General features: G+C 61.8%; 14 protein-coding genes. 2 read left to right on the top strand and 12 right to left on the bottom strand.

The features are described from left to right. The coding region (locus ACPYOP_RS24915) for an efflux RND transporter periplasmic adaptor subunit (protein ID WP_481412953.1) at positions 1–499 on the top strand (499 nt) is incomplete at its 5' end. A 14-nt stretch (positions 500–513) separates the two neighbouring features. Next, the gene (locus ACPYOP_RS24910) at positions 514–3,837 is read left to right on the top strand and encodes an efflux RND transporter permease subunit (protein ID WP_481412952.1); all 3,324 of its coding nucleotides are present in this window, start codon (positions 514–516) and stop codon (positions 3,835–3,837) included. Between the two features lie 41 nt (positions 3,838–3,878). Here ACPYOP_RS24910 and ureG read toward each other — a convergent pair whose 3' ends face one another. From ureG to urtE, 12 genes are all read right to left on the bottom strand, one after another. Then, positions 3,879–4,490 carry an urease accessory protein UreG gene (gene ureG / locus ACPYOP_RS24905; RefSeq protein ID WP_481412951.1) on the bottom strand — a complete coding sequence of 204 codons (612 nt, stop codon included), beginning with the start codon at positions 4,488–4,490 and terminating at the stop codon, positions 3,879–3,881. A gap of 106 nt (positions 4,491–4,596) precedes the next feature. Continuing rightward, a complete protein-coding gene (locus ACPYOP_RS24900; RefSeq protein ID WP_481412950.1) occupies positions 4,597–5,277 on the bottom strand; it encodes an urease accessory protein UreF in 681 nt (226 codons plus the stop codon). Positions 5,278–5,283: 6 nt separating this feature from the next. Next, a complete protein-coding gene (ureE, locus tag ACPYOP_RS24895) occupies positions 5,284–5,766 on the bottom strand; it encodes an urease accessory protein UreE (RefSeq protein ID WP_481412949.1) in 483 nt (160 codons plus the stop codon). A gap of 78 nt (positions 5,767–5,844) precedes the next feature. Then, positions 5,845–6,705 carry a GGDEF domain-containing protein gene (locus tag ACPYOP_RS24890; RefSeq protein ID WP_481412948.1) on the bottom strand — a complete coding sequence of 287 codons (861 nt, stop codon included), beginning with the start codon at positions 6,703–6,705 and terminating at the stop codon, positions 5,845–5,847. 274 nt (positions 6,706–6,979) lie between these two features. Beyond that, positions 6,980–8,692 carry an urease subunit alpha gene (ureC, locus tag ACPYOP_RS24885; protein WP_481412947.1) on the bottom strand — a complete coding sequence of 571 codons (1,713 nt, stop codon included), beginning with the start codon at positions 8,690–8,692 and terminating at the stop codon, positions 6,980–6,982. A gap of 3 nt (positions 8,693–8,695) precedes the next feature. Further along, complete coding sequence (locus ACPYOP_RS24880) at positions 8,696–9,319, bottom strand: Urease operon accessory protein (protein ID WP_481412954.1); 624 nt, start codon at positions 9,317–9,319, stop codon at positions 8,696–8,698. A 17-nt stretch (positions 9,320–9,336) separates the two neighbouring features. Continuing rightward, positions 9,337–9,774: a lysozyme inhibitor LprI family protein gene (locus ACPYOP_RS24875; RefSeq protein ID WP_481412946.1), complete on the bottom strand. Its 438-nt coding sequence runs from the start codon at positions 9,772–9,774 to the stop codon at positions 9,337–9,339. Between the two features lie 17 nt (positions 9,775–9,791). After that, complete coding sequence (locus ACPYOP_RS24870) at positions 9,792–10,097, bottom strand: urease subunit beta (RefSeq protein WP_481412945.1); 306 nt, start codon at positions 10,095–10,097, stop codon at positions 9,792–9,794. Between the two features lie 10 nt (positions 10,098–10,107). Beyond that, positions 10,108–10,362 (bottom strand): DUF1272 domain-containing protein, encoded by a 255-nt coding sequence (locus ACPYOP_RS24865; protein ID WP_481412944.1) that lies wholly within the window; start codon positions 10,360–10,362, stop codon positions 10,108–10,110. A 7-nt stretch (positions 10,363–10,369) separates the two neighbouring features. Further along, complete coding sequence (locus tag ACPYOP_RS24860; RefSeq protein WP_481412943.1) at positions 10,370–10,672, bottom strand: urease subunit gamma; 303 nt, start codon at positions 10,670–10,672, stop codon at positions 10,370–10,372. Positions 10,673–10,704: 32 nt separating this feature from the next. Then, entirely contained in the window at positions 10,705–11,526 is an 822-nt protein-coding gene (locus ACPYOP_RS24855) for an urease accessory protein UreD (protein WP_481412942.1), read from the bottom strand. Between the two features lie 164 nt (positions 11,527–11,690). Next, positions 11,691–12,386 (bottom strand): urea ABC transporter ATP-binding subunit UrtE, encoded by a 696-nt coding sequence (gene urtE, locus ACPYOP_RS24850; RefSeq protein ID WP_481412941.1) that lies wholly within the window; start codon positions 12,384–12,386, stop codon positions 11,691–11,693.

Below are 12,386 nucleotides of genomic sequence, written 5' to 3'. Positions count from 1 at the left end.
GCTCTTCACCATCATCCGCGACAGCCGGCTCGAACTGGTGGTCGATGTGTCCGAAAGCGACATCACGAAGATCGTCATCGGCCAGAAGGCTTTCATCGCCCTCTCCGGCAGCCGCGAGAAGCTTGCCGGAACCGTCCGCCTCGTCGCCCCCATCGTGGATTCCGTCACTCGCCTCGGCGCGGTGCATATCTCGATCGATGATGGTGAGAAGGCACGCGCCGGCATGTACGGCAGCGCCGAAATCATCATTCGCCAGGAGGATGGCGTCGCCCTGCCTCTGACGGCAGTCAACAGCGAGGAAAACGGCTCCTCCGCCCGCAAGGTCGAGAACGGCGTGGTCAAGTTCGTGAATGTCGAGACCGGCATTCAGGACGCAGGCTATGTCGAGATCCTCAAGGGCCTGAAGGCCGGTGACGAGGTCGTCGCCAAGGCCGGTGCCTATGTTCGCGACGGCGACCACATCACGCCCGTGCGCGACGCGTCGCAAGCCTCCAACTGAGCGAGAACGCCAAGATGAACTTCTCCGCCTGGTCAATCCGAAATCCGGTCGCCCCGCTCCTTGGCTTCTTCCTGCTGATGGTGGTGGGTGCGCACGCCTTCTTCAATCTGCCCATCACCCGGTTTCCGAATATCGACGTGCCCGTCGTCAACGTCACCGTGACGCAGAGCGGCGCCTCGCCGGCTGAACTCGAAATGCAGGTGACGAAGGAGATCGAAGACGCCGTCGCCAGCATCAACGGCATCGACGAGATCCAGTCGACCGTCACCGACGGCCAATCGCAGACCGTCGTCATCTTCCGCCTGGAAGTGCCGACGCAGCAGGCGGTTCAAGACACCAAGGACGCCATCGACCGCATCCGGGGCAACCTGCCGTCGACGATCGACGAGCCTATCGTCTCCAAGGTCGATGTCGAGGGACAGGCGATCCAGAGTTTTGCCGTTTCCTCTCCGAACATGACGCTGGAAGAGCTGTCCTGGTTCGTGGACGATACGGTCAAGCGCGCCCTGCAGGGTCAGGCGGGCATCGGTCGCGTCGACCGCTACGGCGGCGCCGACCGCGAAGTGCGCATCGAGCTCGATCCCAACAAGCTGAACGCCTACGGCATAACAGCGCTCGCGGTGAGCCAGCAGCTGCGCAGCACCAATATCGACCTCGGCTCCGGCCGCGGGCAGGTTGCCGGCAGCGAGCAGGCGATCCGCGTGCTCGGCGACGCCCGCAATGTCGCCCAGCTCGTCGACACCACGATTGCGCTCACCAACGGCCGCTTCGTCAAGCTTTCCAATCTCGGCGTGATCAAGGACACCTATCAGGAGCCGAAATCCTTCTCCCGCTTCAACAGCACCCCCGTCGTCACCTTCGGTGTATTCCGCTCTAAGGGCGCCAGCGAAGTAACCGTCGCGAAGACGGTCGGCGATACCCTCGACAAAGTGCGTGCAGAGAACCCGAACGTCTCGATCGAGATGATCGACGACTCCGTCTACTACACCTATGGCAACTACGAATCCGCGATGCACACGCTGATCGAAGGCGCCATACTGGCCGTCATCGTCGTATTCCTGTTCCTGCGAAACTGGCGCGCGACGCTGATATCGGCGGTCGCCCTGCCGCTCTCTGTAATCCCGACATTCTGGATCATGAACCAGATCGGCTTCTCGCTGAACCTCGTGAGCTTCCTGGCCCTGACACTCGCGACCGGTATTCTCGTCGACGACGCCATCGTCGAGATCGAGAACATCGCCCGCCACATCAAGATGGGCAAGACACCCTACCGCGCCGCCATCGACGCTGCGGACGAGATCGGCCTGGCCGTCATCGCGACGACTTTCACCATCATCGCGGTCTTCGTGCCCGTCTCCTTCATGCCGGGCATTCCGGGCCAGTACTTCATCCAGTTCGGTCTGACCGTCGCCTTCTCGGTGTTCTTCTCGCTGCTGGTGGCGCGTCTGATCACGCCGATGATGGCCGCCTATCTGATGCGTGCCGAAGACGGAGTCGATGACCATCACGACAATGACGGCCGCTTTATGCGTGGCTATAGCTGGCTGGTGCGGCTGACGACGAAGCGCTGGTACACGCGCTATCCGACGCTGCTTGCCGCCTTCGCCTTCTCGATCGCTTCGGTTTTCGCCCTCATCATGTTCGTCCCCGGCAGCTTCATCCCGCCGGAAGACGCCTCACGCATCGTTCTGTCGGCGGAACTGCCGCCGAACGCCCGGCTTGACGATACCGAGCAGGCGACCAACGAGATCTACCGGCGCGTCAAGGGCATCGATGGCGTTGAAAACGTCTTCGTGCTCGGCGGCGCCTCGCCGAAGGGCGATCTGGAACTGCGCCGCGCAACTGTGACTCTGACGCTCGGCAAGCTCGACCAGTCGCTGGTGAAGAAGCTGGTAAACGACGTCCTCGGCTCACTCCCCGTCATCGGCCCCCACTTGCCGAAGGTCACCGTCCATGGGCGCGTACGCCCGCAATGGGACATCGAGAAGGAAGTCTTTGCGAAGCTCAGTTCCATCCCTGACGTCCGCATCACCAAGCTGAACGATCGTGGCGATCGCGACCTGACCTATAACTTCCTCTCGCGCAGCGAGAAGGATCTCAACCAGGCCGTCGGCATCCTGGAAGCCAAGCTGCGTACCGATCCGGCGCTTGCCAATGTCAGTGCGGACGGCGCCCTGCCGCGGCCAGAACTGCAGATCTATCCGCGCAAGGACGAGGCGGCGCGGCTCGGCATCACGCCGCAGATGATTTCCGACACGATCCGTGTGGCGACAATCGGCGATATCGACGCTTCGCTCGCGAAGATCTCGCTCGACGACCGCCAGATTCCGATCCGCGTTCAAGCCTCGCTCGGCATGCGCCGAGACCTGGCGGCGATCCGCGCCTTGCGCATCAAGACCGCCACGGGTACCACCGTGCCGTTGTCGAGCGTCGCCGACGTCGACTATTCGGAAGGCCTGTCCTCGATCAAGCGCAACAACCGTTTCCGCGTCGTCGCCATCGGCGCCGACCTGCCGCAGGGTGTAGCGCTGGATACGGCCTCCGAGCATTTCCTCGATATCGTCGACAACGCCAAGATTCCGGCAGCCGTGCATCTGGCGGAAAGCGGCGATACCAAGGTCCAGAAGGAAATGCAGCAGAGCTTCGGCAATGCCATGCTGCTCGGTCTCATGCTTGTTCTGACCGTGCTCATCCTGCTGTTCAAGGATGTGATCCAGCCTTTCACCATTCTGCTCTCGCTGCCGCTGGCGATCGGCGGCGTGGCGCTGGCCTTGATCATGACCGGCAATGCGCTTTCGATGCCCGTCATGATCGGCATTCTTATGCTGATGGGCATCGTGACGAAGAACGCCATCCTGCTGGTCGATTTCGCCATCGAGATGATGCATCGGGGCATGCCGAGATTGGAGGCGGTCGTCGAAGCCGGCCGCAAGCGTGCCCGCCCGATCATCATGACCTCGATCGCCATGTCAGCCGGCATGCTGCCATCGGCTCTCGGCGTCGGCGAAGGCGGCTCCTTCCGCGCGCCAATGGCGATCGCGGTGATCGGCGGCATCATCGTTTCCACCGTGCTCAGCCTCGTGGTCGTGCCCTCGTTCTTCCTGATCATGGATGACCTGTCGCGCCTGCTTGGCTTCCTCTTCGGCAAGCTTGTCGGCAGAAAGGATGCGGATGACGAGGTGCTGACCAAGGAAGGCCTGGCGCTCGCCGTCAACGAAAACCGTCAGTCGCTCGCCACGCTGGAAGAGCGTCTGGAGGCGATTGAAGACAGGAATGCCGGGGGCAGAAAGTCTACCGGTACGAATGTCCTGAAACTGCCGCCTTTCGCGGCCGAATAACCGTCCGCTTGACCGAGCAAAATCGATGATGACGGGGCGGCTTAAAGGCCGCCCTGTTCTTTCAGGAAGCTGACGATCGTGCTGACGCCCTCGCCGCGCTTCATGTCCGAAAACACGAAGGGCCGAGCCTGACGCATCCGGGCCGCATCCCTGTCCATCACCTCGAGATTAACCTCGACGAAGGGCGCCAGATCCTTCTTGTTGATGACGAGAAGGTCCGATTTGGTGATGCCCGGGCCGCCCTTGCGCGGGATTTCCTCACCCTGGCACACCGAGATCACGTAGATGGTAATGTCGGCAAGATCGGGCGAGAAAGTCGCGGCCAGATTGTCGCCGCCGGATTCGATGAAGACCACGTCGAGATCGGGAAGCCGCTCGTTCAGGCCGGCAATGGCCTGCAGATTGATCGTCGCATCCTCGCGGATCGCTGTGTGCGGGCAGCCGCCCGTTTCGACGCCGACGATGCGGTCCGAGGTCAGGGCCTGCATGCGCACCAGCGCCTCGGCATCCTCGGTCGTATAGATGTCATTGGTAATGACGGCGACGGAATAGTCGTCGCGCATCGCCTTGCACAGCTTCTCGGTCAACGCCGTCTTACCCGACCCTACTGGGCCGCCGATGCCGACGCGCAAGGGTCCATTTCTCGATTTCATGCTCGCAACTCCAATAAAGCAATAGCATAGCGAAGCGCCCGGCCATCGCACACCGGCGAATGACGTAGATGATGCTTCGACCTCAGTATTTTCCCGATAGCGCTCATCATGACCGGAAGAGCCGCGTGCCGAGGGTTTCATGGCGCAGGCTCGCAATATCGGCCTGCACGGTCGCGGCTCCAAGATCGTCGAGGCTCGACCCCGCCGCCCGCCGCGCCATAGCGGCAAAGAGACCCTCCAGCCGTGCGAGGATAGCGACGCCATCCTTCTGTCCGCTGACACCAAGCCGGATACCGGCCGACACCATTTGCGAGGCCAGCGCATGCAGGAAGGCGGCGGCGGCCTTTTCGGCCGGAATGCCGTGGGCGCCCGCAACAGCGCCGACCGCAACCGGGTAAGCGGTCTTTGCCGGAAGCGTGGAAAAAATCTCGTGCGGCCAGGCGGCAGCGGCCGAAAGAAAGGCATCGCCAAGCAGCATGGTCTCGTTGTGCCGCTCTTTCGAGCCGGCCAGCGCTTCAGCCAGTTCCGCGACTGCCGAAAACCGCTGCGTATCCGCGCCCGCCCGATGCGCCTCGACCAGCAGCACCGCGTCGTTCCACACCGAACCATTCTGGATCAGTGTGGAGATCCAGTCTCCAAGCCCGGTGCTGTCTCCCACCAGACCGTCGTGCACCGCACGCTCGAGACCGCCGGAATAGGCGAAGGACCCCACCGGAAACGCCGGCGACAGCCAGGCCATCAGCCGCAGGAGCGCCTGCAGATCGCGATCTTCCGTCGTGTCGGTCATCGACGCTCAGTCGTGTGAATGATCATGATGGTGCCCGTGACCATGCGAATGGTCGCCATGGGAGTGATAGGCGCCACGCGCCGGCTGGAAAGGCTCGCTCACTTCAGTGACCGTCGCGCCCAACCCTTCGAGCATGGAGCGGATCACGTGATCGCGCAGGATCAGAATGCGTTCTTCCTCGATCTGAGCCGAAAGATGCCGGTTGCCGAGATGCCAGGCGAGCTCGACCAGATGCCTGCGGTCGCGCGGGCGGATCTCGAAGAGCTTTTCGTCGGCCGCAACGATCTCGATCAGCTCGCCATCCTCGCGCACCAGCAGATCGCCGCTCGCAAACAGCACCGGCTCCTTGAGGTCGAGCATGACCATCTCACCATTTTCGAGATGCAGCAGCTTGCGGCGCAGATGTCTGAGATCATGCGGCAGGACGACACGATCGATCGGATTGGAAGAAGGGGTGCCGGCTGGCAGATAGGAGGTGACGCGTTGCATGGCGGTTCCAAATTATGACTTTGTCGGACCATGCAAAATAGTCATCGGCTGTGCAAGCATCAATGACGCGCCTATGCGCTACATTCGCTGCACGTAGCGCTGAAGTTCCCGGGGATCGGTCGTCGCTTCCTGTTCGTGCTCAGTCGCGCAGCGATGCCAGACCTGGGACAGCCGCTCGCGCTCGTGCATGACGCGATTGCGGCCAAGCGTTTTGGCAAGATAAAGGGCCTTGTCGGCGGCGGCATAGACGGTCTCCGTCTTGCGATCCCTAGTGATGTCGGCAATCCCGGCAGACATGGTGATCTTCACCGAACCGCCGTCGACGGCGATCGAGTGTTCGGCGAGCTGCTCCTTGATTTCCTCGATGCGAGCAATGCGCTCGGCGGTATCACCGCCATAAATGATTGCGCCGAATTCCTCGCCGCCGAGCCGGGCAATCACGTCATCTCCGGTAAAGACGCCGGAAAGTATCTGCGACACCGCAACGATCACGGCATCGCCGGATGCGTGCCCGAAGCGATCGTTGACTGCCTTGAACCGGTCAAGGTCGAAGATGACCAGGGAAGCGCCGTCCGCAGCCGTATCCAGCGCTTCGGTGAACGCGCGGCGATTGAGCAGGCCGGACAGCATGTCGGTGCGGCTCAGCCGCTCGAATTCGGCGCGGGAGACGGCAAGCCTGTGAATGGAAAAGCCCGCCAGCACCGCCACCGCCCCGGAAACGGTGCCGCCGATGATCCACGCCAGAAGAACGCCAAAGCGCATCGCCTCCAGCATCGGCAACGGCAGAAGATCGAGCCATTGCAGCAGGAAAAGCATCGCCAGGATGATGGCAAGCGACATGATGACAGCGACAAAACTCATCTTAAGCGCGAAAATAAAAATCGCACGTCGCTGCTGAAAGTTACCGAGCTCGGCCTGCAGCGAAATCCATCGTTTCATGCGATTCACCTTCCTCAGCCTACCGTTTCGATCATGTGAGATAGGGGTGAAGGCGCTTCCAGGTCTTTAATGGAATGATTAAAATGCGTTGCATTTCCCAAGTTGTGAACAACCAAGGGAGCTAATCCGCAAAATCAGGGTTGCGGATGGAAATGTGGCGTGCCAGCACAACCATACCACGCTTTCGACAAAACCACATTCGGCGTGCAACATCGGAAAAACCCCGGAAAACCGGGGTTCTCGAATTCGTCGATGGTTGAGCCTGGAAATGGCCTCAGAACAGGAAGTAGCGCTGCGCCATCGGCAGCACCGTCGCCGGTTCGCAAGTCAGGAGCTCGCCGTCGGCGCGCACTTCGTAAGTTTCCGGATCGACCTCGATATGCGGCGTGAGGCTGTTATGGATCATCGAAGCCTTGGAGATGCCGCCGCGCGTGTTCCTGACGGGCAGTAGCGCCTTGGCGACGCCGAGCTTGCCGGCAAGCCCGGCATCGAACGCCGCCTGAGAAACGAAGGTCACGGAGGAGTTCGTCCGATTCTTGCCATAGGCGCCGAACATCGGCCGGTAATGCATCGGCTGCGGCGTCGGGATCGAGGCGTTCGGATCGCCCATGGGCGCGGCGGCAATGGACCCACCGAGCAGCACCATCTCCGGCTTCACGCCGAAGAAGGCCGGATTCCAGAGTACCAGATCGGCACGCTTGCCAACCTCGATCGAGCCGACCTCGTGGCTGACACCGTGCGCGATCGCGGGGTTGATCGTATATTTGGCAATGTAGCGCTTCACCCGGAAATTATCGTTGTCGCCGACCTCCTGCGCCAGGCGGCCGCGCTGGCGCTTCATCTTGTCGGCGGTCTGCCAGGTGCGGATCGCCACTTCTCCGACGCGGCCCATGGCCTGGCTGTCGGATGAAATGATCGAGAAGGCGCCGATATCATGGAGAATATCCTCCGCGGCGATCGTCTCCTTACGGATTCGGCTTTCGGCAAAGGCGATATCTTCGGGAATCGACGGCGACAGATGATGGCAGACCATCAGCATGTCCAGATGCTCGGCGATCGTATTAACCGTGTAGGGCCGCGTCGGATTGGTCGAAGACGGAATGACGTTCGACTGGCCGCAGATCTTGATGATATCGGGCGCATGGCCGCCGCCTGCACCCTCGGTGTGGAATGCATGGATCGTGCGGCCCTTGATGGCTCCGATCGTATCTTCCACGAAGCCGCTTTCGTTCAATGTATCCGTGTGGATCATCACCTGAACGTCGTATTCGTCGGCAACGCCGAGGCAGCAATCGATCGCCGCCGGCGTCGTGCCCCAATCTTCATGCAGCTTCAGCGCGCAGGCACCGCCGAGCACCATTTCCTCCAGGGCGGCGGGCAAGGACGCGTTGCCCTTGGCCGACAGGCCGATATTCATCGGAAAAGCATCGAAGGATTCGATCATGCGCGCCAGATGCCAGGGGCCCGGCGTGCAGGTCGTTGCCAGCGTCCCATGGGCCGGACCGGTGCCGCCGCCAAGCATGGTGGTGATGCCCGACATCAGGGCTTCCTCGATCTGCTGCGGGCAGATGAAATGGATGTGGCTGTCCATGCCACCGGCGGTCACGATCTTGCCCTCGCCCGCAATCGCTTCCGTGCCCGGTCCGACGATGATGTTGACGCCGGGCTGCATATCCGGATTGCCGGCCTTGCCGATCGCGACGATGCGGCCGTCCTTCAGACCGATATCCGCTTTCACGATCCCCCAATGGTCAAGGATCAGCGCATTGGTGATGACGGTATCGACGGCACCGTTGGCGCGCGTCACCTGGCTCTGCCCCATGCCGTCGCGAATGACCTTGCCGCCGCCGAACTTCACTTCCTCACCATAGGTGGTGAAATCCTTCTCCACCTCGATGAACAATTCGGTATCGGCCAGCCGAACCCTGTCGCCGACGGTCGGTCCGAACATGTTGGCATAGGCGGCGCGGGAAATCTTGTAGGGCATGGATCAGTCTCCTTGGGAGGCAGAGATGAGGTTCGTGTCGGCAAGGCGCCGCAGGCGGCCGAGAGAGATGTAAGCATCCACCAGCCGTTTCTCGGCGGCAAAGGGATGCTCCTCCCAGCCTGTGTGGCTGAAACCGGTAATGGCGATATCGTCGTCGGGATGGCGCAACAGCACATCGGCAATCACGATCATGCCGCTGCTCGGCACTACGTAGGAGCCGGGATCGTAGTCCGCCAGCGCCGTGTCCACGCCTTCGTGAACAGATTGATCGATCACGACATGCCGCTTGCCCGTGGCATGGCAGAAGGCGGTGAACTGGTCGGTATAATCGTCGCAGAAGTCGTCGAGTTCCGGATGAGAGATCGCCAGCGGCGCGCGCAGCTCGGCGAATTTTCTTGGATCGCGCACGCTCCAGATTTCCGACGCCGAGGCGACGGCGGGGCTCTTGCGCCACTCGCCCGAGCCGAGCATGGCGCGCGCCGGCCGGCCTGTGTTGCAGACGGCGACGACATCGGTGCGGCTGCCGCCGGCGTCCCTCGAGCGGCAATCGTTGAAGCGGATCACGAGATCGGCAGCATCGATGACATCAGCGGCACCTGCCGCGATCTCACCATTGCCGACGATCATCACGCTGCGCCTGGAACTCACTGATTGCCCTCCGGTCCATCGGCAAGGTCCTTCAATTCCTTCGTTCGCTTCTTGCTCAAATCAGCTTTGCAACCGGAAACAAGCATGGGCTCCATGGAGCCGCCTCGTGCCTGGAACCCCTGCGCCTCGCACTCGCCGTCGCGATAATCCACCCAGGCACGCTGCGCCTTGATCAGCGCCTTTTCCGCGCCCTTCATGTCGTTGTCGAGATCCGCGTCGATGGCGACCATCGCGGCCCTGGTTTTCGTGTATTGCGCATTCAGCGCCTTGTCGGCCGCCCCGAATTCAAGTACCGCGCAAATATTCACGTCCGTCTGCGTCTGTGCATGAGCGCAATCAGCCTTCGATTCCCGCATGGCTTTCAGTGCAAAGGCGGGACCGCAGATCAGGATTGCGGCAAGAGCCGCAGCGGGCGCGAGCAATTTCCTCGACATTAAATTCCCCCAAGAAGCTAAAGCTTGCCCATGACCTGCTGGCGGAAGCCGTAGACTTCCCGCTTGCCCGACAGCGGGATCAGCGTCACCGAGCGTGTCTGGCCCGGCTCGAAGCGCACGGCAGTTCCGGCGGGAATATCGAGCCGCATGCCCTTCGCTTGGTCGCGGTCGAAGGAAAGCCCAGCATTGGTCTCAGCAAAATGATAATGGCTGCCGACCTGCACCGGCCTGTCGCCGGTGTTGGAAACCTCCAGCGTCACGGTCGGCGCTCCGGCATTGAGTTCGATGTCGCCGCTCGCAGCGATGATTTCACCTGGGATCATGGTTCTCTCCTCATGCCGCCCGGACGGGCGCGCATCCCTCAGCTTTCAGGACACGCTTGGTCGAAGCGGGATATTTGGTAAGCAGCGCCGCCGGGCGGATGGGGCGCCGCGCGAAGTCGCCGCCGCAATTCGGGCAGACGCCGCCCAAGACCGTGCCGACGCAATCGGCACAGAAGGTGCACTCGAAAGTACAGATCATCGCCTCCTCACTTTCCGGCGGCAAATTCCTGTCACAGCATTCGCAATTGGGTCTCAGCTCCAGCATGGCAGCCTCACCGGATCGGCTCGTGGACGGTCACGAGCTTGGTGCCGTCGGGGAACGTCGCTTCGACCTGAACGTCATGGATCATCTCGGCAATGCCTTCCATCACCTGAGCACGCGTAATGACATGAGCACCGGCCTCCATGAGCTCGGCAACCGGCCGGCCGTCGCGGGCGCCTTCGATCACGAAATCCGTGATCAGCGCGATGGCTTCGGGGTGATTGAGCTTGACGCCGCGCTCCAGCCGCCGCCGCGCCACCATCGCCGCCATGGAAATCAGCAGCTTGTCTTTTTCTCTCGGAGTGAGGTTCATCGCCTACCTATGTGATTGCTATTGTCTCGAGACTATAAGTTCCAGACTTTCGGCACAGGCGCTCCATTGCGCAAGGCGGAAATGATCGGGATGAGGATTTTTCTGAGTGCGAAACCATCGGCGGCGGCGAGCCGCACCACGAGCTTCTCGCCCCAGTGGCTGGCGCCTCCCATATGTGTTTCGAGGAGCGGCCGGATGCGGCCGAGATAGGTCTCGGCCAGAGGCCCGACATAAAGCAGGGTCGCGAAGGCAACCTGGCCGCTCAGGACAGCCGCCTTAGCTGTCAACGCGGCCACATCGCCGTCCAGACGCAGTTCCTCGGCATGAACAAGCCGTCCGCCGCGACGGATGCGCCAGCGATCCCGGAACAATCCATGTCCCATGGCCTCACCCATGGCTTTCCGCCCGAGCAGGATCGCCTCGACGGCGAGGAATTCGGCTGTATCGTCAAGCTCGACATTCAGTGCGCGCGAAAGCGAGGCACGGTCGAACAGGATGGTCTCCTGCGGCAACCAATCGACCCGGGCGCCGGCACCGACTCTTATGGATGTCTCCACCCCGGCCGTGCCGGCCGAAGCCTTGTAGATCTTCTCGCAGGCCTGCGTCGTCACATCGATGCGTGTGCCCGGCCCGGCGACGACGCTCCAATCCATCCTGTCACCGCCGGTCAGGCCGCCGGCCGTGTTGATAATGACGGCTTCCATGGAATGATCGAAGGTCTCCGGCAGCCTGATCTTGGCCGACCCCTCCTGAAAGAGTTCGGCAAGGCGCGTGCGACCGCCAAACCACTTGGCCGCAAGATGGCCGCGACCACGCGCCCTCTGCGGTCTCGTGCTTGCCGCCGTCATTGCCATCTGTCTCTCCATACACCACACCATTCCAAAGCCCGATCATTGAAACCCGGCAAGGAATAAACGCAAGCAATTTCTATGCCTTATGCGATGCCACGCGATATCGGCCTATCGTCAGCCGTATCAGCCGCATTTTTCGTCAAACGCCGAAAAGAAAGGCAATCGCCTTAGACGGTCAAATGCCTGCGGGCCTCCGGCGTATCCAGCGTCTCCGCCAGCCCCTCATGCACGATCTCGCCGCGATCCATGATGTAGACATAGTCGGCAAGCTCGCGGCAGAAATCGAGGTATTGCTCGACCAGCAGGATCGCCATGCCGGTGGAATCCCGGAGATAGCGGATCGCCCGGCCGATATCCTTGATGATCGACGGCTGGATGCCCTCGGTCGGTTCGTCCAGCACCAGGATCTTCGGCCGCGTCACCATTGCCCGCCCGATCGCCAGTTGCTGCTGCTGGCCGCCCGAGAGATCGCCGCCGCGGCGCGACAGCATGGATTTCAGGACCGGAAACAGGCTGTAGATGTCATCGGGAATGCTGCGGTCGCGGCGAGACAGCGGCGCATAGCCGGTCTCAAGATTTTCCTTCACCGTCAGCAGCGGAAAGATCTCGCGTCCCTGCGGCACATAGCCGATCCCCTGCTTGGCCCGCGCGAACGGCGCCATGCCGTTCAGTGCCACGCCATTGAACGCAACCGTGCCCGCCGACAACGCGTGCTGCCCGGTGACGGCGCGCAAGAGCGAGCTCTTGCCGACGCCGTTGCGCCCAAGCACGCAGGTGATCTTGCCCATCTCGGCCTTGATCGAGATGCCGCGCAGCGCCTGTGCGGCGCCATAATGCAGATTTGCGTTTTCGACTGTCAGCAT

The sequence above is a fragment of the Rhizobium sp. KNZ2-6A genome, assembly GCF_056755475.1.
This window is presented reverse-complemented; position numbering and strand designations above follow the sequence as displayed.